The organism is Salinimicrobium sp. 3283s, assembly GCF_039602225.1.
Lineage (GTDB): Bacteria > Bacteroidota > Bacteroidia > Flavobacteriales > Flavobacteriaceae > Salinimicrobium > Salinimicrobium profundisediminis.
In genome coordinates, this window is record NZ_CP143631.1 from 514,346 (window position 1) to 539,212 (window position 24,867).

Consider the following 24,867-nt stretch of genomic DNA (forward strand, 5'->3'; position numbering starts at 1 on the left):
AAGTGTAAAAAAGGGTTTGCGTCATTACAACGCACCCCCTTTTTCGCATCTAAACTAACCTACCATCTTATCTCCAACGGGGGTCACCCACGTTATTATCTATTAATGTTTGATTTGTGATAGTAAAATCTCCTGTTGACGGATCAACAAAACCTGGATCAAGTGTCATATAGTTACTATCATCGAAAATATATTGCGAGGTATCATAAAATCCTGGAGCATTGAAGTAATTATTGTTACTAAAGCTTGGAGACTCGTCAATACCAGATCTATCGGCATAACCTTCGGATGCAGTATTTACGATTAACGTATTTCTTACGGTTACGTCATTCGATACAAACCGGACATATAACAACCTGCTACTATCTTTATTAGAACTGGCGTAAATGGTGGTGTTTTCAATAAGGATATTGGCAGTTAAACCAGTTTCATTAGACGTTCCACTGGCATCCATCCTAATAAAATCACGGTCTGGGGCAACGTTATAAAAAGTACTTGCATCAATGTGGACATTCAGAACATCTGAACTTCTAAAATCTATAAAATCCCCACCTGCAGTTAAAATGTTGTAAACAATACTGTTTTCCACAGTAAGTGTTTGTAAAATCGCACCAGTTTCATTTCCAGCAATAAACGAGCGGCCATAATCATGTATATTACTTCCACTAATAAATAAGGAATTGAAATTTCCGGCACCTGTATATCTTATTGCATCTGATAGTAATGCTGCACCTTCACCACCATTTAAATCAAGATCTATTAAGGCAACATCTGTAGCACCTCCCACGATTTCAAAATTCAAAGTCAACAAAGGCTTATCGAAGCTTCTCAAGCCTCTTATGGTAAGAGATTTATCCAAAGTTATGGTACCTGTTTGCTCGGTATAATCTCCCGGTTCCAGAACAAGAATGGCACCTTCTTCTGCATCGGCGATCATTTGCAAAAGATCGTCTTCAGGAGTAACCAATATTCCATCCCCAATGTCAATTCCTGTGGTAAATTCTCTAATCCCTCTTATTTTCTCTCCATTGAATAAAGTTGCAGTATATTCTGTTTCTGAGGTAAGGCCTGTAATCGTGGCCACCCCCTGATTCATTTCCTCTGCTGTAATGGTATGGGTGATATCCCCGGGGCTGAGTTTAATTTCGGTAACCTCACTTCCCGGAGTCCATCTTAATGTAGCCTCTTTAGCCACAATATCTCCGGGTTGAACTACTATAAAAATTTGTTCGGTTAAAGTTCGTACCGTGGTAGTAGCCCAGGAGGAATCATCGAGGCCCCTCTCACTTATTGCTTTTACCCTAACAGAATATAAAGTTTCACTTTCTAAAGGTACCAGAACCGGTAGTTCATTTGGGTTCACCTCAATTGTTTTGACAATATTGTTGAATTGTAATGAATCATTAGAAAACTCTACTATATAACTGTTAGCATCTTCGTTGTGGGTCCAGTTTAATTCTACGTTTAATTGATTTCTAACAAAGGTTCTTAAATTTACCGGAGCAAATTCCCTGTTTACAGGAAGTTCCTCAATGAGTTCTTTATCGTAATCACAGCCTGTTACAGTAGCTGCAATGAAGATAAAGACCAGTAATTTTTTAAAGATATCTTTTACTTTCATAATTTATAAATTGATTCTGTTTATTGGGTTCTAGTACCCGTAATCGTTCACCAATAGACCATTACTTGCATCAATAAAAACCTGCCATATGGGCCAAAATTGTCTGTTATCTGGATCAACTCCCGGCTTGTACAACGAGTTGATTATTTCATCGAGGGGCTGGTTCCATGAATAGGAAGTATATTCTGGCCCCGGGTTACCCGTCTCACCTCTGTTTAACCCATAAATATCCAGAGTTATACCGTCTTCTTTGTATTTGAAATACAGGGTGGTTGGTACATTTACGTAATCACCAGTCCTGTTGGCAAGATTTTCTAACTCCTGTCTTTCTTCATCAAGCTTTTCACCTAAAAGGTTCCAACGGATAAGGTCCATTTTACGATCCATTTCCCCTGTAAATTCATACTTGTATTCTTCAACAATAGCATTGAACATTGCTTCTTTAGAACCAAGGCCATCGACATAGGCATCTACTTTTTCTGCATGTACTTCGGAAGGAAATGCCCTGCGTCGAATCTCTTTAAGATATGGCGCTGCGGCTCCTGGCCCTTCCAGTTCATTTGCTGCTTCGGCTGCAGTTAGAAGAACTTCAGCATATCGCATATAAATAAAGTTTACTCCATCATCATTTGTAGAAGTTACTTTACGATCCATCCATTCATATCGATACTTTCCGAAGTACCACCTGTTTATACCCGTGAGTTCTTGTTTAGCAATACTGTCTACTGCAGCACCCCACTCAAAGGGTACGGCTGAAACATCTCTTCGAGTATCGTCTTCATCAAAATCATAATATATTGTTGGAGTAGGTCCGGCATTCCCACCCCGAGGTTGTTTGGTAAACTGGTCTACAGTTTTGTGAGGCACGGCAAATGAAAATAACACCCTGCCACGACCATCGGCGAAAGGTATTTCCCAAAGAGATTCTCCACCTGCATTGATATTTTCCATATTGTATTTCCTCCAGAAACCTTCAAAAGAGGGTTCCAGGTGTGCCCTTCCACTGTTTATAACAGAACGGGCTTCTTCAAGAGCCAGGCGATACATTTTCTCCACAGAGAGGTCTGGGTCATTGCTTCTTCTTACCCCATCTGGATATTGTTGATACCCGGAAGCTACCAAAGCAAGACGGGCCCTAAACCCTTTTACAAATGCCTTATTGATACGCTCTACCGAAGAGGTTGTGGCATTTTCATTGGGCCAGGCAACTAAAGTAGCTGCTTCTCCAAGATCTGCAATGAGTTTCTTGTATATGGTATCACGACTTGTCTTTGGTAAGTATAAGGTCTCTGAAGAAATTGGCTCAAAACGAGCAGGAACATCGCCCCAGGTCTTCATAAGGTCTGCATAATAAATGGCTCTATATGTTAATGCCGCCCCTAAAAGTTGACCAAATGCGTTGCCAGGTTCCGGGTTTCCGTAGAGACGAAGGTTCTCTATAGCTATGTTTGCCCTTTCAATCCCCTGGTACATCATAGCCCAGGCATTATTGTCTGTATTCATTCTTGAATTACTTGGCTTGGCATCATAGTACAACAGGTCGGCATCCGAACCTTCATTGCCAGAACTGTAATTATACTCCACATCCGTATTAAAGCCATAGTAAGGAATCCATCTTCCCCTGTAGGAGTTTGTTTGTCCCATGGGTTCAAGAATGCCATCCACAGCTCCCTTCGCTAAATCAACCGTTGAAAAAATTGTCGATTTGTCAAGAGTTGAATTCGCGGGTGCATCCAGGAAATCTTCATCTAGAAAATCTTCCTCACAAGAAACAACCAGGATCATTAGAATCAATACCGAAAGGATTTTAAATAAATTTTTCATTATCAACTAATTTTTTTTTAGAAATTAAGGTTTAATCCAAATACCACCTGTCTACTTCTTGGAAACGGAGAGTAATCAACCCCAGGAGTAAGTGGCGTTTTTCTTCTGGTTGAAACCTCAGGATCAAGACCAGAATAGTTAGTAAGAATAAACACATTATTTGCTGTTGCATACACTCTTAATTTGGTCAAATTAGCTTTAGAAACCAGAGACTCTGGCAGGGTATAACCTAAAGTAAGTGTATTCAATCTCAAAAATGAACCATCTTCTACTGCCCAGTCACTAAATACATAATTCCGCATATAAGGTGACCACATCGTAGTATTGGCATTGGCAGCTGCCAGTTCTTCAGGATCTGTAATGAGCTGTCCGGTTTCGGGGTTAAGGTTTGTCCACCTGTTCCCGTCGGCCATTACCGTACTTAAATTTCTGTATTGACCACTTTCACTAGCTGTTGTGAACTGAATTTTATTAGCATTATAAACATCATTCCCAACGCTAAAGTTGAAAGCTGCAGAAAAATCAAATCCGTAAGCATAAGCATCTATGACAAACCCTCCTGTGAAATCAGGGTTTGCATCACCTATAATAGAATTATCTTCAATATTCACTACGCCATCTCCATTTATATCTTTTAGTTTTAAGGATCCCGGCATTAACTCCCCTACAATATCTGTAGCATCTACTACATCAGATTTAAGAGTGTAAGAATTAAGTTCAGGATCATAATTAAAATCTGACACTTCATAGCGACCATCATTCTTAAAACCATACATGGCTCCAACCGGATGTCCTACCCAAACAGCATAATCCCCGTTAGAGATCTCTGAAGAAGCCCAACCAGAATAATCCTGGTAATCTTCTAAAGTACCCAAGGAGTTAATCTTGTTCTTATTGGCCGACACATTCAAGCCAAAACTCAATCCATAATTCTCCTCTGCTAGCGGATAAAAGTTTAAAGACCCCTCGACCCCGGTATTTTGAATTTCCCCAAGGTTTCGGTATTGAAACTCGTACCCTGAACCAGGGGTTCTAAAAGCAAGAAGTAAATCTGTTGTCACATTCTTATAGGCCTCAACACTACCTTGTAGCAACCCCTTCATAATCTCGAAATCAATACCTGCATTTTGTGTTACAGTAGTCTCCCACTTCAAATCAGGATTAGCCAGAGCATTGGAAGCCGCCCAATAGGTAGGAACGCCATTAATATAAGTGGTGGTTTTTGACTGGAAGCTCTGTACCGTTTGACCAGCAGGAATATTATTATTTCCAGCTTCACCATAACTTAATCTTAACTTTAGGGCATCCAGCCAATCTACATTTTGTAAGAAATCTTCTTCATTTATTTTCCAGGCTACTGCGGCAGATGGAAAATATCCCCATCTATTGTCTCCCAAAAATTTACTGGACCCATCAGCCCGGAAAGTTGCAGTAAGCAAATATTTACTTCTGAAATCATAATTCACACGACCAAAGAAAGATAAGAGCTTATCATCTGGCCGGTAAAAATTATCTACGCTTTGCGGAATACCCTGGGTAGTTAATTTTCTTGTTGTCTCAAAATCAAAATCCTTAGGGAACCCCTGAATTTCAGCAGTTTCTTCATTGTCTTTAGTTAAAATCATCTCCTGCCCTACCAATAATTTAAGATTATGATCTTCTCCAAGATGCTGGTTAAAGTCATAATTAATGGTGTTGGCATTTCTAAAGCTTTCACGTTTTCGGTCGCTATACACCAATGACGGCAAACTCTGGTTGCTGGCTGATGGCCGGTTTTTTGCATAATAAGTAGATCTGCCATAATAGCGGTAGTCTTGCTCAATACGATAATCAAGACCAAAATCAGATTGAAACCTTAGATTATCCATAATATCCCATCCAAAACTTCCAAGCATATTATAATTCCTTCTTAGTTGCTGTCTCTGGTTATCGGCAGTAGCTACAAAAGGATTAACCAAATACCCTGTCAGGGCTTCATCGGTGTTAGTTGTGGTAAGACCAGAAATAGGTATTGGAGAATATTGAACACTATATTTTAACCTTGAATCTGCAGAGGACACTTCATTTTGTTCATTGGTTCCGCCACCATCAATCTCAGTATCAGAATATCTTACTGTAAAAGACAAGTCTACCTTTTCACCTGCCTGGCTCTTAAGTGCCAGTGACAGGTTATCCCTTTTATAAGCTGAACCTAACATTATAGTATTTACATCATAATGGGCATAATTAAAGCTGTAGTTGGCTTTCTCAGACCCACCTCTAATAGAGATATCATGACTTTGAACTTCACCCATGTTCCCATAGACTTGTTTTTGCCAGTTATTTCCTTCCTGGCCCACATATAGGTCGTAATCCTGCCAAAGACCAAAAAGCTGCTCATAGGAGTCAAGGTTCTCAGGATCATCTAGTAAAGCATATTCATATTGCCACTTGACGAAATCTTCCGGACTCAAAACATCAATGGTATTAGCAATTTTTTGAAAACCATGAAAAGCGTTTACACTCACATTGATCTTCCCGTTAACCCCATCTTTGGTTGTTATGATAATAACCCCGTTAGCCCCTCTGGACCCATAAATAGCTGTAGATGATGCATCTTTTAAGACCGAAATACTGGAAATATCGGTCGGGCTGATATCAGACATACTGGCCACAGGAAATCCATCTACAATAATTAAAGGAGAACTATCCTGTGTTAATGAACCATTACCTCGTATTCGAATATTAATTTCGGCATCTGGTGAACCTTCGGTAGCGAGCACCTGTACCCCGGGAAGTCTCCCTGTAAGGGTTTCAGCCACACTAGCCCTGGCCTGTTCATCTAGTTTTTCTCCGGAGATGGAAGCCACTGACCCTGTTAAATCTGATCTTCTGGTAGTACCATAACCTACTACTACAACTTCATCTAAAGCATTTTGATCCAACTCAAGTGCCGCATCAATGGTAGTTCTACTGTCTACTTTAACTTCGAGAGGGGCAAACCCCACGTAACTGAATATTAAAACAGCATTAGGACTCGAAACTGTAATAGAAAACTCACCGTCAAAATTTGTCATAGTTCCGTTAGAAGTTCCTTTTTCAAGAATATTGACACCAGGAAGAGGTTCCTGAGTTGCTGCATCAACTACAGTTCCATTCACAGTAGTTGTATTCTGAGACTGCGCATCAACTCCTAGCAGCAGGAGAAACCCGCAAACCAAAAGAAACTCCTTAGAGAAAAGACTAAATAATTTCATACTCATAATTCTGGACTAAAATTGGTTAATCATTTAATAGTTCTGGTTAAGCTATCCGTCATTCAAAGGAAATTGCAACTAAATCGTTTTCGTTATTTCTATTGAATATTCCCAGCCATTTGAGAAAAAACAACATCAAAAAACTGGAGTTCTTATCATTTAGTTAATGAGCTTCCTTATTATTTTAATATTTGATAATTAAAACAGATTTATAAGCTCTTTTCCACAATGTAATCGATTACACAAACCTAGAGAAAAGAATCAATAAAAGCAATTTTTACATAAATAAAATTAATAGAAATTTAATACAGATGTAAAACCAGTGTTAAAAAATGTGGGGATTAATCGACTTAGAGCGATTTTAAGTCAGGGAACAATACCACAGATCGATAAAGAGGAAATATTTTTATGCAATCGATTGCCTTAAATAAAATGAGGGAAAGTGCGAGAAATAAAATGTAAAAACATTCATATGACAGGTCGGTGCCTCATCATTCACTATTAAAGAAAGTGCAGGGAATTACAATTATACTTCAGCAATTATATCAAGGAACAGGCTCTCAAAAAAGCCATTTTTGAGCACCTGCTGAAGGTCTTCCAGATATACTACTGCTATAAGTTGCACTAGTGTGGAAAATTTTTAAATCAGAAAGCTTTTAAGACCTTTTCTAACTCCGATCGTCTCAACTTCAGGAAGAGCTTTTCGTCTTTTAAGGAAGCTCAATGGAACTTTAGAAACTGTTATTTTTGATGATAAGACAGAACTTCATTCTTTTTTAGAAATAACCTTCCTTACCGCTTCATAAATTCTGTGCTTTGCAGCACCATAAGGTCTAAAAGCTGTAGCTCGTTTTCTTCTTCTAATAGTGCGTGAGATACCCCTTTTTTGTGCAGATAGGCAATAAAAGCCAGGATCTCTTCCTTATCGATCTTTAAGACCTCCTGAAAAAATTCGTGGTCATACCGGTTCAGCAACTCCCGCTCAAGCAGGTCATAACCTGCCCTTGCTCTTCGTATTTCCTGAGACCTGTCTTTTGGAGCCGGAGCTACAAGATCTACAAGGCCGCCAATGATCTTTATTGGCTGAAAACCATATTCCATATTTGCCGACATTCCCGGATTTGTAACACCTGTCTGGGCATCGGGTGAAAAGGTGTAATCCATACCCATGATTTCCGCGGCAGACCAGGTGGGAAGGTCTAGCTCTAAAACGGGAATGTTTTTAAGATCTGCTGCAAGGTTTCCGGTGAGGTTATGAGGCTTTATTACTACTTCTGCAAGTTCATTAATATCTTCGGTAATCTCTACCTGCAAAATTTGCGTACTTACCATATTCTTATCAACTACCACCAGAAGATCTCTATATTGTACAGCCGAAATGTAAAGAGAATCATTTAAGCCCGCACTAATCGTAAAATCTCCATTCCTGTTAGAAACACTACCTTTCCCGGTGGTTTTGTTGTAGATCGAAATTCCCTGCGCGTCAGCTTCCGCAGGTACTTTTATGCTTCCCTTAATTTCGACTTCCCCTATAGATTGAGCAGCAGCCGTAAACGAGGTGAAAAGCAAAATAAAAATGTAGATATGCTTCATATTATAAATAACGACCAAATTCAGGCATAATTACATCAAATGCGTAATAATTAAAGAAAAATATTAAAACTCACCTCTCAAAAATGTCAATTTTACTGGGTGTTTTTTCTTAACTCTTAATCTTCAGAAGGAGAATTCGCCTTCTGCTGTTTGTATTTCTGGCTTTGCGCTACTAGAAACTCTATTAGCAACATCTCATTCTTTGGTTTCAGCATTTCTTCCGTAATGCCATTATCTGCAGCAAAATAAATGAAATCTGATATATCCTCTTCCGGGATATTAAGCTGATCCTGGAAAAATTCATCATCATGAAGTTGAAGAATTTGCTCATCAAGGTCGTCATCACCGCCCACCGTTGTCGTGACATCACGAGAGGTGAAAATATTCCTAAAGATGTTGGCAAAATTCATTCCGCTGTAAATCATCCCACTACGCATAGCTGCATTGGGAGGAGAAACCAGTGAATCGGGTCGAAAAGTGTGATTATACGGATTAATTTCTGCAGCAGATTTTGTAGGGAGATCGGTCGATACCACAGGAATAATCTTTACATCTACCTCTACATTTCCTGAAAGATCATACGGGCTCACTACAACTTCCGGTAGTTCGGTTACTGCTTCAGAAATAAAAACGTTGAGCTGCCGGTTCTCTACAACGCCTTCATCTACCACTACTGAAAAATCCTGAAATTGAAGTGCCGAGAACTGTAAGGTATCTCCGGCCACCACTCTTATGGTAAAATTCCCCCGATCATTTACCACCGTGGCACTTTTGGCCGTGCGGTTCACTACGGTAATACCCTGGGGCGTCTCCCCTACCGGCGGGGTTACACTACCATTGATCTGCACTCTGTCCTGAGACAAAACTGTGAAGGAAATAAAGAAAATAATAAAGAATAATAAAGATTTCATAATGCTGATTTCCTTAAAGGAACAAAATCTATTCTTTATAAAAATTTAATTCCCGACTAAACTTTCGTTAAATATCCTTCAACCCGAAATATATATTCATTAGCCTCTGAAGCCTTGTTCAAGCCATTTTATTTACCATCTTAACCTGCTTTCTCTTCAGAATTGGCCAAATTTTAGAATCTCCCTGTGTCATATTTTTTAATTTTACATCAATTACTAAACAAGCCGCATGAAAAATCTTATTCTTGCCAGTACTTCTACCCTGCACAACCAGGAATATCTTGAATATTTACTGCCCCTCTTAAAAAGCCATTTTAGAGACTGCAGCAACATTCTGTTTATTCCCTATGCCCGCCCCGGCGGAATCTCTCATGAAGATTACACTGCAACTGCGCAAAAAGCTTTTGAAAAAGCAGGCCTTGAAATTAAAGGCATCTACGAATTTGATTCTCCGCATGAGGCTGTGAAACAGGCTGACGGATTTTTTACCGGTGGAGGAAATACCTTTCTCCTTGTACAACAGCTCTACAGGCACGATTTGCTTGCTGTGCTTAAAGAAGCTGTAAACCAGGGAAAACCTTATTTGGGTACCAGTGCCGGGACCAATATTGCCGGGCTTACAATGAAAACTACCAATGATATGCCTATTGTGTACCCGCCATCCTTTAATACCCTTGGGCTGGTGCCTTTCAATATCAATCCGCACTACCTGGATCCCGATCCTAAATCCACCCACAAAGGTGAAACCCGCGAAACACGTATTATGGAATTTCACCGTCACAATACACCACCGGTAATAGGCCTTCGCGAAGGGAGCTGGCTGGAAGTGAAAGGAAAAGACATTAAACTGAAAGGAACACTTACCGCCCGAATTTTTGAAGCCGATAAAGAACCCTTTGAAGTAGAACCGGAAACCGTGCTGAATGACCTCAACTAGCGTAGATTACCAAAAGATCCTCAACCAGATCAACCAGGAATTTATAGACCAGCCACGGTCGGGCAAAGTGGCATCTTACATCCCCGAGCTGGCCAAGGTGCCGTCGAACAAATTTGGCATGCACCTCTATGATCTTGACGGAAGTAACTATTGCTTTGGCGACAGCCAGGAACGCTTTTCTATCCAGTCAATTTCCAAGGTTTTCACCCTCTCCCTTGCCATGAAAGTCATGGGAGATAAGCTGTGGAACCGGGTAGGCGTTGAACCTTCGGGAGACCCGTTCAATTCCCTTTCGCAGCTCGAGAACGATTCGGGTATTCCCAGGAATCCTTTTATAAACGCCGGAGCGCTTGTAGTAGCCGATGTACTGGTATCTTCCTTTAGCAATGCCAAAGCTGCTCTCCTCACCTTTCTGCATGAAATAACCGGTAACCCCCAAATTGATTTTGATCCCGTGGTGGCCGCCTCCGAGCAGTCTAAAGGTTACCGTAACTACGCCATGGTTAACTACCTAAAATCTTTCGGAAATATTGAGAACGATGTAGAAGATGTGCTCGATTTCTATTTTCACCAGTGCTCTATCGCCATGTCTTGCCAGGAACTGGCTAATGCTTTTATTATTTTCGCAAATAACGGTACAACCATAGGCTCTGAAAGAGAGTTTCTCACCGGCCGACAGGTAAAAAGGGTTAATGCGCTCATGCAAACCTGCGGATTTTACGATGAAGCCGGGGAATTTAGTTTTGAAGTGGGCCTGCCGGGAAAAAGTGGCGTGGGCGGCGGCATAGTTGCTGTTCACCCCGACAGGTTTGCAGTGGCAGTATGGAGTCCGCCGTTGAACCCCAAAGGAAATTCAGCGTTGGGAATGGCTTCCCTCGAACGCCTCACTACCCTCACCGGATTTTCAATCTTTTGATATTTCTGAAAGTCAGATTGATCCTTGGCTCCTTAATTCTTTTTGACTTCGGAAGGCTGTGCAACCAGTTTTTCTGAGTATCTCCGGTCATAAGCAGAAGGCTGCCCGGTTCAAGCTGAAGTTCTATTTTTTCGGCTGAAGTTTTGTGCTTAAAAACAAATCTACGTTCAACACCCAGGCTTACAGAAGCTATTGCCGGCTGCTTTCCCAACTCTGCTTCTGCATCACTGTGCCATGACATTCCCTCTTCCCCGCTGTGGTAGAGATTGAGCAGGCACGAATTGAACTCCAGGCCCGTCACCTCCTCTACCCTTTTTCGCAATTCTAATAACTCCGGGATCCAGAGCTTTGCTTTTTTTGTCATTTTTGAATAGGTGTACTCAAATTCGCGGTCGCCATACCAGGCAGTCTTTCGGGCGGTAACAATTTTCTTCCCAAAGATCATAACCTCATCATGCTGCCACGCCACCTCATCCAGCAAATTATTGAAAAAACGCTGCTCTTCACTTTCGTTAAGTATTTTTCCGAAGTAGTAACTTTTCCCATCACTGGGTAATATATTTGGAGGATAAGCAGTCTGCATCACTTGTAAGGTTATAATTAAAAGGTGTTACTGCTGAAGTTAAAAAAAATTCCTGAAGTCCCAATATTAGCTCAGAAGGAAGAGATTTCCATCTCCATCTCGTACTGGTTTACGGGATTCGAAAAATGCCATTTTTGAAGGGTATTTATCAGGCTCTCTCTTGCGGCACTTACATTTTTCAGCTTAACTTCTTTTGCTAACCAGCCTGCAGCAGTCAGAAGCTCGGGGTAATTATCTCTTTTTGAAAACAATTGAATGATATTCCCGCCATTATCGATCACCAGGTAAGCTTCAGGAGAGTCGGGATCTCCTAAACACCAGGTTTGAACCCGGTTTTGCATCAATGCTACAGCTTTGGCCGTATGGTCCCAGGAATAAAGCGCTTCCTCATAAAGCCCACTCTGAATTACCTGCGAAAAATGACATTTTTGAAGGGTAATTTCCGAAGAAGTTTCAGGAAGAGATCCGGTAAAGCTGCGGAGTTGTCGGGTAATCTCGAAGCCTATGCGGTTATACACTTTTAAAGCCCTTTCATTCTCACAGATCACTTCCAGCAGACATTTTTCAACTCCGTGAACCTTTAAAACAGGAATAGCGTGTTCATAAAGTTGATCTACGATTGCCCTTCCGCGGTAATTAGCTAGCACTCCTGTGCCGGTGTTATATGCTGTAAGTGACTCCCGGTGTTGATCCACACAATTTATAATATAGCCCACCAGCTCATCTTCATCAAACATTCCAAAGGAGAGCTCCCAGTTTACACGGGCAATGGTGAATCGCTCCCACCAGTAGTTAGGATCTTCGGGCAGTTTTATAAAATAACCTTCAAAAGCAGAAAGAAAGCAGGAAAGCACATTTTCAAAGGGAACGCCGGCTAGATTTTTTATCTTCATGGATCATTCTAAAAAAGGTTTAAAATTAAACGAATTTTATTTTTTAATCAATCTATCATTTCCGGGATTCGTAAAAAGGGAAGTCTGTTGAAGAATTATACTAAACCCTTTAGATGAGACCTTCAAGGTTTTGAAAATTTCCGAAGCTTCGGAAGTTGGCGCGGATTTGTAATCCGTGCCGCAGCAAAAAAAAAAGCCCCGACTGTCGTCGAGGCTTTGAGCGGGAGACCGGGTTCGAACCGGCGACATTCAGCTTGGAAGGCTGACGCTCTACCAACTGAGCTACTCCCGCGTTGATATTGCTCTGCAAATATATATCGAAAGTTTTTATTGCTCAAGAAAAATTTACAGCTTTTTTAAAAAGTGATACCCTTTGATTTCATAACCTTCATTGAGGTAAAACTTATGACTTCGGTAGTTTTGAACGTAACTGTTTAATTCTGAAGTTTCACAGCCTTTTTCGGTCGCATATTTATAAATAAATTCAAATAAACTTTTGCCTACGCCCTTGCTTCGGTATTCTTCCTTAATAAAAATATGATCGGGTTCACAAGAGCGCCCCGCATAATGCCGCGTCATAAACCACAACCCAAATACTCCCACCGTTTGCTCATCATGTGTGATCTTAAAGCATTCGTAATTTTGATCAAACATTTCAAAAAACCTTTGGGTAAGGATCTCGTTTGAAAATTGCTGCCCCATTAACTCCTGTACCATAGGCAGGATATGCGGAATTTCTTCCTTTAAAATCTTGTTAAATGCAAGGTTCATCCCCATCTTTTCTGCAAAAATAGTCATATTTTTAGCTACCAATCATTTAAAAAACACAATGAAAGACACAGATAAACCCGGAAAAATTCAGGATCGCATAGAACAGTCCCTACTCAATGAACGCAAAATTTTTCTTTGGGGCACAGTAAACGAGAAAACTGCAAAACATGTTATTGAAAGAATGATGTACCTGGATGCCACGGGAGATGATGAAATTCAATTCTATATAAGCAGTCCGGGAGGATACGTAACCTCGGGCTTTGCAATCTATGATACGATGCTGAGCCTCAACAGCCCGGTTTCTACCATTTGTACCGGCCTGGCCGCATCTATGGCATCAATCCTACTTTCGGCCGGGGCTAAAGGACGAAGATTCATTCAGCCGCATGCCAAGGTGATGATCCACCAGCCAAGCGGAGGTGCGCAGGGGCAGGCTTCCAATATTGAAATCCAGGCTGCCGAAATACTAAAGATCAAAGAACAAAGCGCTCAAATTCTTGCCGACAATTGCGGCCAGCCTTATGAACGCATTTATAAAGACTTCAACCGTGACTACTGGATGAATGCATCAGAATCTGTAGACTACGGAATTGTAGACAAAATAATTCAAAAAGGATAAAATGAACAAAGATATTCAGCATAAAGAAACAGACAGAAAAGGGATGTTCTACATTGAAGATGACGGCGAAATTGTTGCTGAACTCACCTATACTCTGAAAGACAACCAGATCATGACCATTGATCATACTGAAACCGATCCAAAATATAGCGGCGAAGGCCTGGCCAGTAGCCTCGTAAAACACAGTGTTGACTTCGCCAAAGAAAAAGAAATCAAGATAGATCCTCTTTGCGCTTATGCCGCAAAACAATTTGAAAGGCATGAGGAGTACCGGGAGGTACAGGCCACCGAAGGATAAATGATCCGCCAAATATCAGCCGAAGAAACTTATAAGGTCCGCCAGGAAGTATTACGCCCCGGCCGACCTTTAAAAGAGTGCTTTTTTGAGGGCGATCTCGAAGAAGACACCATTCACCTGGGGTTTTTTGAGGAAGAACAAGTAGTGGCTGTGGCCACTTTTGTAGCCCGTAAAAATGCCATTTTTGAAATCCCAATACAGTACCAGCTTAGAGGAATGGCCGTACTGCCTTCTCACCGCAACCAGAAACTGGGAGAAAAAATGCTTCATAAAGGGGAAGAAATCTTGAAAAGTAGAAATCCGAATACTTTACTGTGGTTCAATGCGCGCGAAACTGCCGTGGAATTCTATAAAAAGTATGGATATTCAACTACAGGCCCTGCCTTTATGATCCCAAACGTGTGCATGCATATTGTGATGTACAAAACACCTACTGAATTATGAAAAAGAGCTTTTTACTACCTTTATCGATCTTATTTTTAAGCCTTGGCGCCTGTACCGGCGACAAAAACAATCCGGCAGACAGGGCTTCATCTGATAAAGCTTCAGAAAAAATTGCAGAAGCCTCCCCAGATGGCATCAAGACAGAAATTTCTTCCAAAAATGACATTTTTGAGGGGGGACTTTTAGAAGAGGTATACAGCGAGAGGGATTACAAATCTCTTTGGCGCGATGGAGAAACCATTCATTCCCTGTATAACAGCCTGCAGGGAGCCAATGAAGAAGGCCTTAATTTTAAAGATTACCACGGAAAAGAGATTGATTCACTTTTATCAACTGCCGACCTGAGTTCACAACAGGCCGCACGCCTTGACCTGCTGCTTTCGGATGCTTTTCTCACCTATGCCCGCCACTTATACTACGGAAAACTTGATCCTGAAAAGCTGCACGAGTTCTGGGGAATTAGCCGAAAAGAAAAAGACTTCGGAAAGCTTTTGAAAGATGCTGTAGAACAGAAGGAAGTAAGCTCAATCCTGGAAGACCTGAAGCCTTCCCACCAGGTTTACCAGGGACTCAAAAAAAGCCTTGCTGATTATAAGGAACAAAAGACTCAGGAAACTGCAATAAACAAGATCTCACGAGGAGAAATTATTGAACCGGGGCAGACAGATCCCCGAATTCCTGCTATTATACAAAGGCTTCAGGAGCTTGGGGTCTTTAAAGCTGATACTTCAGGCATTGGGCAAACCTATTCTGAAGCTTTGGTAGATGCAGTGAGAAAATTTCAGCAGAAGAAAAGTATTCAAACTGACGGAATTATAGGAGATGCCACCATTGATGAACTTAATAAAGGACCACAAGAAGTTTACAATCAAATACTGGCAAATCTAGAAAGATGGCGCTGGTACCCGAGAGATTTGGGTGAGCATTACATTTTAATCAATATTCCCAATTTTAAACTGGCAGTAATCAAAGATGGCGACACCATAAGGAAACATAACGTGATCGCCGGAGCTAAAGAACGCCCCACCCCTATTTTTTCGGATACTATAGATCACCTGGTGATCAATCCTACCTGGACGGTTCCGCCAACGATCAAGTCGCAGGATGTACTTCCAAAAATGGCAGCAAACCGCTCTTATTTAAGCAATAACAACATGACCATTACCACCCGTAGTGGTGAACGTGTAGACCCATCAAGCGTGGACTGGAGCAGCGATGAAGCGCTAAACTACAACATCACTCAAAGGGCCGGACCTGCGAATCCGCTGGGGCGGGTAAAGATCATGTACCCGAATAAATATCTTATTTATTTACACGATACCCCTGCAAAAAGCCTGTTTAGCCAAACCCAGCGCGCAGAAAGTTCGGGCTGTGTGAGGGTAGAAGATGCTGTTGATTTGGCTGCTTACGTGGTAGAGAACCAGGATGACTGGCAAAAAGAGAGGATCAAGGAGATCATTGAGACTGGAGAAACAACTACTGTAAAAGTGAACCGGCCCATCCAGGTCCATCATTTTTACTGGACTGCCTGGAGGGCCGGAAATGAAACTGTTATTTTGAATGACGTGTACGATCTCGATGAACAGATCTACACGAAATTAACTGAATAGCTTTTTAAACCGATTGAGAATTCAAATAAGTGGAGTTAGAGATATAATCTTTATTCGTGTGGTAAATGAACAAGGCCGATCCACCTTTAATCTTATTGATGATCTCTTTTGAAACTTCTGTCGGTACGGCAGGGCATCCGTAGCTACGGCCTAATCTGCCAAGTCTTTTGATAGACGATTCCTTTGCATAATCTGCACCGTGGATCACTACATACCGCTCACGGGCATTTGAGTTGAATTCCTCTTCCATGCCGTCGATGAAAAGCGAAAGTCCGTTTTTTCCGTAGTAAGTTTCCGCAGTAACATAGAATCCGAGGGAACTCTGTAGCGAATTTGGTGTGTTTGAGAATTTAGTTGCCATGTTTCCTCCGGTGTTCTTTCCGTGAGAAACATAAGTATGGTAAATGATCTCGTTGGTTTCCATATCAAGGATCCACAATCTTTTTTCGGTGGAAGGAAGGCTGAAATCTACGATACTCAACAGTCTGTTTTCAATCTTTTCTTCGTTTTCAAGTTTGTTATACCCGGTAATTGCATAGGTAAAAGAAACCTTTGAAGGCATTTGTGCATTTACAGCAGCGAATTCCTCGTAAAGAAGATCAATCTTCTCTTCGGCAGTTAATTCGGTTTTTACCTCGATCACTTCTTTTTCAGAAGTTTTTTCAGCAAAGACTTTTTCAGAATTTAAGGAATTGGTGGTAAAGGCAAAGGAGGCACTTATTGTAAGAAGAAGAGCAAATACAGTTGTTTTGTTTATCATATCTTTTTGTTAAATAGTTAGTTGCCTATAATGTTTCAAAGGTCATACCAAAAAGGGAAGATGATCAATTAATTCAGTAATAATGAGCATTTTAACATTCACCTCCACCTCTTATAAAAACTGCAAAATCTTAAAAATATTGTATAATTTAAACCTTTAAGTGTTAAAAAATACCTTTTGAGCTATTTCTGCTTTTCAGCCTAATTATAACGGCCTTACAGGCTTTCCTTACTATGCATATTTCGTATCTTTGTGAAAATACCCTAATTCAATGAATAAAAAAGTAATATTGATGATCCTGGACGGCTGGGGAATCAGCAATGACCCCAACACTTCGGCCGTTGATAAGGCAAATACACCTTTTATTGATTCCCTTTATAACAAATACCCTCACAGCAAGTTACGCACCGACGGAATGAACGTTGGCTTGCCTGAAGGACAAATGGGCAACAGCGAGGTTGGCCATATGAACCTTGGTGCCGGACGAATAGTTTACCAGGACCTGGCAAAGATCAACCTGGCGGTACAGAATAATTCGCTTGGAAAAGAGCCGGTTTTGGAACAGGCTTTCAACTACGCCAAAACGCATAATAAAGCCATACATTTTATGGGCCTTGTAAGTGATGGCGGAGTGCATTCTCACATTAATCACCTTAAAGGACTACTCACCGCTGCTGAAGAATTTGGCATCTCCCAAAAATATGTGCACGCTTTTACTGATGGTCGTGATGTAGATCCCAATTCGGGAAAAGGTTTTATTGAAGACCTGGAAGATCATTTAAATAAAACCAATGGTAAACTGGCTTCGGTTATTGGCAGATATTATGCCATGGACCGCGATAAACGTTGGGAGCGAACCAAATTGGCGTATGACCTTATAGTGAATGGGAAAGGAGAACCCTGTCAAAACGCTGTGGAAGCTATTCAGAAAAGCTATGATGAAGGCGTTACCGACGAATTCTTTAAGCCAATTGTGATGACCGATAGCCAGGGCAATCCTGTGGCTAAGGTTTCAGAAGAAGATGTGGTGATCTTCTTCAACTTTAGAACCGACCGCGGAAGACAACTTACAGCAGCTCTTACGCAGCAGGATTTCCCGGAGCAGGAAATGAAGGCTTTGCCACTGTATTTTGTAACTATCACCCGTTACGATGAGACATTTAAAAATGTTCATGTTGTTTTCAGCAAAGAAGATATTAAAGCTACGCTTGGTGAAGTTCTTGAACACGCCGGAAAGTCACAGATAAGAATTGCCGAGACAGAAAAGTACCCACATGTTACTTTCTTCTTTTCTGGCGGAAGGGAAAACCCTTTTCACAAAGAACACCGCATAATGATCAACTCTCCCAAGGTAGCAACATATGACCTGCAACCTGAAATGAGTGCTTATGAACTGACTGACGCTATTGTGCCTGAGATCAATCAGAAATCGGCCGACTTCATTTGCCTTAACTTTGCCAATCCAGATATGGTTGGGCATACAGGAGTTTTTGAAGCCGCGGTGAAAGCCTGCGAAACAGTTGATGAATGTGCCAAAAAAGTTGTGGATGCTGCCGTAGCTAATGACTACTCTGTACTTGTAATTGCCGATCATGGAAACAGTGAGTTCATGATCAATGAAGATGGCACTCCAAATACAGCACATACTACCAACCCGGTACCGTTTGTTCTTGTAGACAACGATATAAAAGCGGTTAAGGATGGTATTCTTGGAGACATTGCACCTACAATTTTAAAGTTGATGGGCGTGGAACAACCTGAATTAATGACACAAAAACCACTATTTTAAAGATGAAGATATTCCTTTATTTATTGCTGTTGATCACGGCATCCAATTGCGGAAATACCGGAAATACAAAGAATGAACAGAAGACGACAGAACCGGTTTCACAGGAGGAAGAAGCAGGGAACTTAATTGGAGAGATTAATTTTGAAGATTTACAACAAGCGCCCTATTCTGCCTGGTTTGACCCAATGTACCAATCCTATAAACCGGGAGAGGAAGCACTCAGCACAATTAAAGAGAATATTAATGAGTACGACATCATGATGTTCATGGGAACCTGGTGTGCCGATAGCCAACGGGAACTTCCGAAATTTTACAAGTTACTGGAGCTTAGCGATTATGATTTAGACAGGCTGCAGGTAATGGCGGTAAGGGAAGACAAAACCCTTCCTAATAAAATGGAACAGGAGTATGATGTTATTTACGTTCCCACTATTATCTTTTTTAAAGATGGTGAAGAAGTAGGCAGGTTTGTAGAATACCCGCAGGAAGAGCTGGAAGATGATATTGCAAAAATAGTTTCGGGGCAGGAATACAAGCACTCTTACGAGTAGTTTTCGCTGCCATTTAAATTGTTATTTTTGCATATGCCCAAATTGTTGACAATAGCTGTAGATTTTGACGGAACATTGGTGGAAAACCGCTATCCCGAAATAGGCAAACCCATTTTGTTTGCTTTTGAAGCTTTACAGAAACTTCAACAGGAAGGACATCAAATCATCCTCTGGACTTATAGAAGCGGAGTTAAATTACAGGAAGCGGTAGACTTTTGCGAGAGCAAAGGCATCAGCTTTTATGCAGTCAATAAAAGTTATCCGGAAGAGGAATTTGAAGAGAAGGCCATAAGTCGTAAGATCCTGGCCGATCTTTTTATAGACGACCGCAATATTAATGGTCTCCCCCCCTGGGGGGAGATCTATCATCAACTTATAGAGACTTCTAAAGTTGATCCCGTGCTGCCCAAAAAAAAGAATAAATTGCTAAGTATTTTTAAAAAGTTATGATCATACAAAGAACCAGAGAAGAAATTGAACTTATTCGCCACAGCGCCCTAATCGTGTCGAAAACGCTTGGAATGCTGGCTTCTGAAGTTAAACCGGGAGTTACCACCCTGCAGCTCGATAAAATGGCCGAAGAATTTATTCGTGACCACGGTGCCGAGCCGGGTTTTCTTGGAATGTACGATTTCCCCAATTCTTTATGTATGAGCCCCAATGCCCAGGTGGTACATGGTATTCCTAATAACGAGCCTCTCAAGGAAGGAGATGTGATTTCTATTGATTGCGGAGCCTTTAAAAATGGATTTTACGGAGATCATGCCTATACTTTTGGCGTAGGAGAAATTGCCCCTGAAACACAAAAATTACTGGATGTTACCAAAGAATCCCTCTACATAGGGATAAGAGAATTTAAACTGGGGAACCGTGTGGGAGATGTAGGTTTTGCCATTCAGCAACATGCCGAAAAGAACGGTTTTGGCGTGGTAAGGGAACTGGTGGGCCATGGCCTGGGAGAAAAAATGCACGAAGATCCCGAAATGCCGAACTACGGAAAACGCGGCCGCGGAAAGAAATTCATTGAAGGTATGGTAGTAGCCATTGAGCCTATGATCAATGCCGGCACACACCGAATTAAACAACTACGCGACGGCTGGACCATTCTCACTGCAGATAATAAACCAAGTGCCCACTTTGAACATGATGTAGCTTTAATTGATGGAAAGCCAGAACTATTATCAACTTTTCATTACATTTATGAGGCTCTGGGAATAGAAAGCAATGAAGAAGAAGAATTTAGGGCACAAACAATCAACTTCCATGATTAAAAATTTTCGCCAGGAAAAATGGCTCCCCTACTCCAGAGAGAAATGGCACGACCGCTTCAGGTATGCAGTTTCTAATTATGGGAGAGTGGTGAGCTATGTGAAAAATCCTGACGGAGACCTACTAAAAGGAGGTAAGTCGCAGGGCTTCCTCACCTTTGTCGCAACCCTCAAAAATGGCAAAAAACAAGCCTGCTATATTCACCGGGTGGTTGCTGAACTTTTTCTTCCGAAGAAAGAAGGAGACGAATATGTTATTCACAAGAACTACAACAAGACAGAAAATAAGGTGAGCAACCTTGCCTGGGTGACAAAAAAGGAGTGGGTTACGCATCAGCAGAACAATCCGCAGGTAAAGGAAAATAAGCTGAAACGAAAGCTGGGCACCATAAAATGCTACTCCAAGCTAAGTTATGCCCAGGCCACAGTACTTAAGAAAAAACTGCTCGACCCCAACCGAAAAACCCGCATAAGGGTGCTGGCAAAGCAATTTGGGGTTTCAGAAATGCAGCTCTACCGCATCAAATCGGGAGAAAACTGGGGAGATATCAAGGTATGATTGGAAAAGCTTTCAAGTTTTTTCTGAACAGGATTCCCCGGCCTGTACTTATCCGTCTTAGCTATGCGGTAAAACCCCTTTTTGTACTTAGCCTCCGCGGAAGTAAATACACAGATCCCATTGACGGCCGAAGTTTTTCAAAGTTTTTGCCCTATGGGTACGGGCAGCAACGCGAGAATGTACTTTCCCCTTCTACCCTTTCCCTGGAACGGCACCGGCTATTATGGCTTTACCTAAAAGACCACACCACTTTCTTCACCGCCCCGCATAAAGTACTGCATTTTGCCCCTGAACAGGCCTTTTACAAACGTTTCAGGAAATTGAATAACCTTCATTATACTACCACAGATCTCAACTCGCCTTTAGCCGACGTAAAAGCCGACATCTGCGACCTTCCGTTTGAAGGTAACAGCTTTGACTTCATCTTGTGTAACCACGTCCTCGAACACATTCCCGATGACACTAAAGCAATGCAGGAAATATACAGGATCCTTACTCCTGGTGGCACTGCCATTCTGCAAATTCCGCAGGATTTAAACCGCGAAAAAACATTTGAAGATGACTCCATTACAGATCCTGCCGAACGTGCAAAGATCTTTGGCCAATATGACCATGTAAGGGTGTATGGACGAGATTACTTCGATAAACTGAGAGAAGTTGGCTTTAGGGTAGAAGAAGTAGACCTTACCTCTCAAATGGATTTACAACTGGTAGATAAATACCGGCTCGCAAAGGGAGAAATTATTCCGGTGGCAAGGAAGTAGTTGGTTATTGGTTAATTGGAGATTAAGATTAGAATTTTCTTATGGGAGATAAAGTGAATCAGAAGGTAAATAGTCAGAGAATTTTGCTGGGAATTACCTGGAGAACCATATCAGAAGATACCGACCTAATGTTCTCAATACTCACTACCAAACTATAAGTCTTTCATAAGTTCGTCAAAACCCGGGGTGGCATATTCCTTCATTTCACCTCCAAGCGTAGAGTAAATAAGAAAAGCGTCCAAATTATCTTCCTGCGAAAGTACCATTTTTGAGAGGTCAAATCCCATAGCCATAAAAGCAGTGGCATAGGCATCGGCCAAAGCACAATTTTCAGCAAGAACAGTTACGCTAAGCAAATCACTTTTTTGGGCAAAGCCGGTGAGCGGATTAATGGTATGCACATATTGGGCACCAGTCTCAGGATCTGTACGGTGTTTGCGGTAATTCCCCGAAGTTGCCATGGCCTTGTTCTGCAAGCCTATGGTAGCAGTCAATTCCCTTTGCCCCTCCTCCTGGGTGGGGTCATCTATTCCCACAGTCCAGTAGGACTCTCTCTCTCGGTTTACCCCTTTTGCCAAAAGCTCACCGCCCAATTCAATCAAATAATCATCAACACCCTTAGAATTGAGATAATGGCCTATAAGATCTATGGTATAACCTTTAGCAATAGCATTAAAATCGAGATAAATTTGGGGAGTTTCTTTTATGAGTCGGTCCCCTTTTAATTGAAGTTTATCAAAGCCTACAAACTGCATAAGAGAATCTATAGTCATTGAATCTATTTCTTTAGGGCCATTTTCAGGGCCAAAACCGTATTGATTGACGAGATCTCCCACAGTAGGATCAAAGTAGCCGTTACTTTTGCGCCACACTTTTTTAGAGAGTTTAAATACATTCTGAAAAAGAGTGTCTACCACTACCAGGCTGTCTCCCCTATTTATCCTTGAAATATCTGAAGATTCCCTGTAGGTGCTCATAGACTGATTTACCCGTTCAAAAATGGAGTCGAGAGCCTTGTCAAGGGGAATGTCTTCTTCGGAATAATAGCTTATGGAGTAGGTAGTACCAAGGGCTTCTCCAAAAGCGCTTCTTTCCTTATCTGCCTGCGAACATGAAACAATCAGGGCACATAACAGCAGCAGTCTAACAGCAGGTCTCAAAAATGTCATTTTTAGATTTCTTTTAATCCGGGGTAATTAACTACGTAATCTTCTGAACTCATTACGGGCAATTCATAGTCTTTGGAATTTGCGAGCCCCACGCCGGCATAAAAAGTACGGGCATTAAATTTTAAAGCCTGCTCTTTTACAGTTTCCAAAAAGATCATATCAACATCTCGCGGATCGTGTGGATATTCTATTGCCCGCACTACAACGAAATGCAACTTTTTATCCCTTAAAGCCACGAACTGAGGGTCTTTTTTAAAATCACTATTGACCCCTAGAAATTCATATCCCTGTTCTTCCAGATCTTTACCTACAATGTTCATTGCAAGGTTATGCAGTTCCTGATCGGTTAATTGTGACATAGCTCAAAATTAGTCAATTCAGCTTAATATAATGTGCCCAAATCAAAAACAGCCACCAAAAGGCAGCTGTTTTTATATATTTTAACTTCTTCAGGTTACCCTCCAAAGTCATCAAATCTCACGTTCTCTGGTGGCACTCCAAAATCTTCGGCCATTTTCTCTACGGCCTTGTTCATTAATGGAGGTCCACAGAAATAGAATTCAATTTCTTCCGGCTCATCGTGCAGGCTAAGGTAGTTATCGATTACCACCTGGTGAATGAATCCTACGAAACCATCTCCTTCCCCTTCAATTCCATCTTTAACTTTCCAGTTGTCTTCTTCAAGAGGTTCAGAAAGGGCAATATAGAACTTAAAGTTAGGGAAGTCTCTTTCCAAAGCTCTAAAGTGTTCAGTATAGAACAACTCACGTTTAGAACGCCCACCGTACCAGTAAGTTACTTTTCTTCCGGTTTTAAGGGTTCTGAAGAGGTGATATAAGTGTGAACGCATTGGCGCCATCCCGGCTCCCCCACCAACGTAAAGCATTTCGGCATCGCTGTGGTTGATAAAGAATTCACCATAAGGTCCTGAAATAGTAACCTTGTCTCCTTTTTTCTGATTGAAGATATAAGAAGAAGCTATCCCCGGATTTACTGTCATCCAGTCGTTCTTAGCACGATCCCATGGCGGAGTTGCCACACGAACGTTAAGCATAACCCTTCTTCCTTCGGCAGGGTAAGAAGCCATAGAATAAGCTCTCTCCACTACTTCAGGGTTCTTCATTACAAGTGGCCACAGGTTAAACTTATCCCACTCCAGTTTAAATTTATCAGGTTCTCCCGGGTGTTCTTCAGGGTGGGCAGTGATATCCATATCTTGATATTTCACCTCACACTTCGGAATTTCGATCTGGATATATCCTCCAGCCTTGTAGTCCATATCTTCAGGAATTTCTACAACAAATTCCTTGATAAATGATGCTACGTTGTAGTTACTAACTACAGTAGCTTCCCATTTCTTGATACCAAAAACTTCTTCAGGAATGGTAATTTTCATATCCTGCTTCACTTTTACCTGGCAACCAAGACGCCATCCATCGGCAATTTCTTTACGGGTAAAGTGTGGTTCTTCTGTTGGCAGGATAGTCCCACCACCTTCAGCAACAATACATTTACACTGTATACAGGTACCACCTCCACCACAGGCAGAAGGAAGGAACAGTTTGTTCTCACCTAAAGTAGACAGAAGCGTACCTCCCGAACCTACTTCGATATCTTTTTCGTTGTTAATATTGATCTTTACAGGTCCCGATGGTATTAACTTGGCTTTTGCTCCCAAAAGAACAGCAACCAGGATTAAGATTAGGACTAAGAATACAATAACACTTGCTATAATTACTTCCATTGCTTTC

Annotated in this window: 24 protein-coding genes and 1 tRNA gene; 12 read left to right on the top strand and 13 right to left on the bottom strand. The window is 41.4% G+C overall.

The annotated features are described in order from the left end of the window. Positions 1 to 67 precede the first annotated feature (67 nt). The 5 genes from VS868_RS02275 to VS868_RS02295 all read right to left on the bottom strand — a co-directional run bounded on the left by VS868_RS02275 (position 68) and on the right by VS868_RS02295 (position 9,185). A complete protein-coding gene (locus tag VS868_RS02275) occupies positions 68 to 1,621 on the bottom strand; it encodes a DUF5123 domain-containing protein (RefSeq protein WP_345599052.1) in 1,554 nt (517 codons plus the stop codon). A 30-nt stretch (positions 1,622 to 1,651) separates the two neighbouring features. Next, positions 1,652 to 3,445: a RagB/SusD family nutrient uptake outer membrane protein gene (locus VS868_RS02280; RefSeq protein WP_345599053.1), complete on the bottom strand. Its 1,794-nt coding sequence runs from the start codon at positions 3,443 to 3,445 to the stop codon at positions 1,652 to 1,654. 17 nt (positions 3,446 to 3,462) lie between these two features. Beyond that, positions 3,463 to 6,681, bottom strand: a complete 3,219-nt coding sequence (locus VS868_RS02285) for a TonB-dependent receptor (protein WP_345599054.1) — start codon at positions 6,679 to 6,681, stop codon at positions 3,463 to 3,465. 792 nt (positions 6,682 to 7,473) lie between these two features. After that, positions 7,474 to 8,274 carry a hypothetical protein gene (locus tag VS868_RS02290; RefSeq protein ID WP_345599055.1) on the bottom strand — a complete coding sequence of 267 codons (801 nt, stop codon included), beginning with the start codon at positions 8,272 to 8,274 and terminating at the stop codon, positions 7,474 to 7,476. A 116-nt stretch (positions 8,275 to 8,390) separates the two neighbouring features. After that, on the bottom strand, positions 8,391 to 9,185 hold the full coding sequence (locus tag VS868_RS02295) for a hypothetical protein (RefSeq protein ID WP_345599056.1): 795 nt from the start codon (positions 9,183 to 9,185) through the stop codon (positions 8,391 to 8,393). 229 nt (positions 9,186 to 9,414) lie between these two features. Between VS868_RS02295 and pepE the strand changes: the two genes are divergently transcribed. After that, on the top strand, positions 9,415 to 10,122 hold the full coding sequence (gene pepE / locus VS868_RS02300; protein ID WP_345599057.1) for a dipeptidase PepE: 708 nt from the start codon (positions 9,415 to 9,417) through the stop codon (positions 10,120 to 10,122). Then, complete coding sequence (locus VS868_RS02305; RefSeq protein WP_266069486.1) at positions 10,109 to 11,038, top strand: glutaminase; 930 nt, start codon at positions 10,109 to 10,111, stop codon at positions 11,036 to 11,038. The genes pepE and VS868_RS02305 overlap by 14 nt, the downstream gene beginning before the upstream one ends. Here VS868_RS02305 and VS868_RS02310 read toward each other — a convergent pair. The 4 genes from VS868_RS02310 to VS868_RS02325 form a co-directional block, all read right to left on the bottom strand. Then, a complete protein-coding gene (locus tag VS868_RS02310) occupies positions 11,016 to 11,621 on the bottom strand; it encodes an alpha-ketoglutarate-dependent dioxygenase AlkB (RefSeq protein WP_266069485.1) in 606 nt (201 codons plus the stop codon). The genes VS868_RS02305 and VS868_RS02310 overlap by 23 nt on opposite strands. Before the next feature lie 71 nt (positions 11,622 to 11,692). Continuing rightward, a complete protein-coding gene (locus tag VS868_RS02315; protein ID WP_266069484.1) occupies positions 11,693 to 12,514 on the bottom strand; it encodes a GNAT family N-acetyltransferase in 822 nt (273 codons plus the stop codon). Between the two features lie 219 nt (positions 12,515 to 12,733). Further along, positions 12,734 to 12,806, bottom strand: a tRNA-Gly gene (locus VS868_RS02320). Between the two features lie 53 nt (positions 12,807 to 12,859). Further along, a complete protein-coding gene (locus tag VS868_RS02325) occupies positions 12,860 to 13,312 on the bottom strand; it encodes a GNAT family N-acetyltransferase (RefSeq protein ID WP_345599058.1) in 453 nt (150 codons plus the stop codon). A gap of 31 nt (positions 13,313 to 13,343) precedes the next feature. Here VS868_RS02325 and VS868_RS02330 point away from each other — a divergent pair, with 31 nt between their 5' ends. From VS868_RS02330 to VS868_RS02345, 4 genes are read left to right on the top strand one after another with little or no spacing between them, the layout of a single operon-like run. Further along, on the top strand, positions 13,344 to 13,904 hold the full coding sequence (locus VS868_RS02330) for an ATP-dependent Clp protease proteolytic subunit (protein ID WP_345599059.1): 561 nt from the start codon (positions 13,344 to 13,346) through the stop codon (positions 13,902 to 13,904). Position 13,905: 1 nt separating this feature from the next. After that, positions 13,906 to 14,202: a GNAT family N-acetyltransferase gene (locus VS868_RS02335; protein WP_345599060.1), complete on the top strand. Its 297-nt coding sequence runs from the start codon at positions 13,906 to 13,908 to the stop codon at positions 14,200 to 14,202. Further along, positions 14,203 to 14,646, top strand: a complete 444-nt coding sequence (locus tag VS868_RS02340) for a GNAT family N-acetyltransferase (protein WP_345599061.1) — start codon at positions 14,203 to 14,205, stop codon at positions 14,644 to 14,646. Continuing rightward, positions 14,643 to 16,256 carry a L,D-transpeptidase family protein gene (locus VS868_RS02345; protein WP_345599062.1) on the top strand — a complete coding sequence of 538 codons (1,614 nt, stop codon included), beginning with the start codon at positions 14,643 to 14,645 and terminating at the stop codon, positions 16,254 to 16,256. The genes VS868_RS02340 and VS868_RS02345 overlap by 4 nt, the downstream gene beginning before the upstream one ends. Positions 16,257 to 16,260: 4 nt before the next feature. Here the strand turns inward: VS868_RS02345 and VS868_RS02350 are convergent, their stop codons facing one another. Then, positions 16,261 to 17,016 (bottom strand): murein L,D-transpeptidase catalytic domain family protein, encoded by a 756-nt coding sequence (locus VS868_RS02350; protein WP_345599063.1) that lies wholly within the window; start codon positions 17,014 to 17,016, stop codon positions 16,261 to 16,263. A 271-nt stretch (positions 17,017 to 17,287) separates the two neighbouring features. Between VS868_RS02350 and gpmI the strand changes: the two genes are divergently transcribed. From gpmI to VS868_RS02380, 6 genes are read left to right on the top strand one after another with little or no spacing between them, the layout of a single operon-like run. Continuing rightward, entirely contained in the window at positions 17,288 to 18,805 is a 1,518-nt protein-coding gene (gene gpmI, locus VS868_RS02355) for a 2,3-bisphosphoglycerate-independent phosphoglycerate mutase (RefSeq protein WP_345599064.1), read from the top strand. Between the two features lie 2 nt (positions 18,806 to 18,807). Continuing rightward, positions 18,808 to 19,356: a thioredoxin family protein gene (locus VS868_RS02360; protein WP_345599065.1), complete on the top strand. Its 549-nt coding sequence runs from the start codon at positions 18,808 to 18,810 to the stop codon at positions 19,354 to 19,356. A 33-nt stretch (positions 19,357 to 19,389) separates the two neighbouring features. Then, positions 19,390 to 19,806, top strand: a complete 417-nt coding sequence (locus VS868_RS02365) for a hydrolase (protein ID WP_345599066.1) — start codon at positions 19,390 to 19,392, stop codon at positions 19,804 to 19,806. Continuing rightward, on the top strand, positions 19,803 to 20,627 hold the full coding sequence (map, locus tag VS868_RS02370) for a type I methionyl aminopeptidase (protein WP_266069473.1): 825 nt from the start codon (positions 19,803 to 19,805) through the stop codon (positions 20,625 to 20,627). The genes VS868_RS02365 and map overlap by 4 nt, the downstream gene beginning before the upstream one ends. Continuing rightward, positions 20,620 to 21,183: an HNH endonuclease signature motif containing protein gene (locus VS868_RS02375; protein WP_345599067.1), complete on the top strand. Its 564-nt coding sequence runs from the start codon at positions 20,620 to 20,622 to the stop codon at positions 21,181 to 21,183. The genes map and VS868_RS02375 overlap by 8 nt, the downstream gene beginning before the upstream one ends. Then, the gene (locus VS868_RS02380; protein WP_345599812.1) at positions 21,183 to 21,947 is read left to right on the top strand and encodes a methyltransferase domain-containing protein; all 765 of its coding nucleotides are present in this window, start codon (positions 21,183 to 21,185) and stop codon (positions 21,945 to 21,947) included. Before VS868_RS02375 ends, VS868_RS02380 begins: the two co-directional genes overlap by 1 nt. 152 nt (positions 21,948 to 22,099) lie before the next feature. Here the strand turns inward: VS868_RS02380 and VS868_RS02385 are convergent, their stop codons facing one another. From VS868_RS02385 to nqrF, 3 genes are all read right to left on the bottom strand, one after another. Beyond that, positions 22,100 to 23,116, bottom strand: a complete 1,017-nt coding sequence (locus VS868_RS02385; protein WP_345599068.1) for an FAD:protein FMN transferase — start codon at positions 23,114 to 23,116, stop codon at positions 22,100 to 22,102. 2 nt (positions 23,117 to 23,118) lie between these two features. Next, positions 23,119 to 23,475, bottom strand: coding sequence for a Na(+)-translocating NADH-quinone reductase subunit F (locus VS868_RS02390; RefSeq protein ID WP_345599069.1), 357 nt, complete (start codon positions 23,473 to 23,475; stop codon positions 23,119 to 23,121). A gap of 95 nt (positions 23,476 to 23,570) precedes the next feature. Then, positions 23,571 to 24,860, bottom strand: a complete 1,290-nt coding sequence (gene nqrF / locus VS868_RS02395) for an NADH:ubiquinone reductase (Na(+)-transporting) subunit F (protein WP_266069469.1) — start codon at positions 24,858 to 24,860, stop codon at positions 23,571 to 23,573. Positions 24,861 to 24,867: the final 7 nt, after the last annotated feature.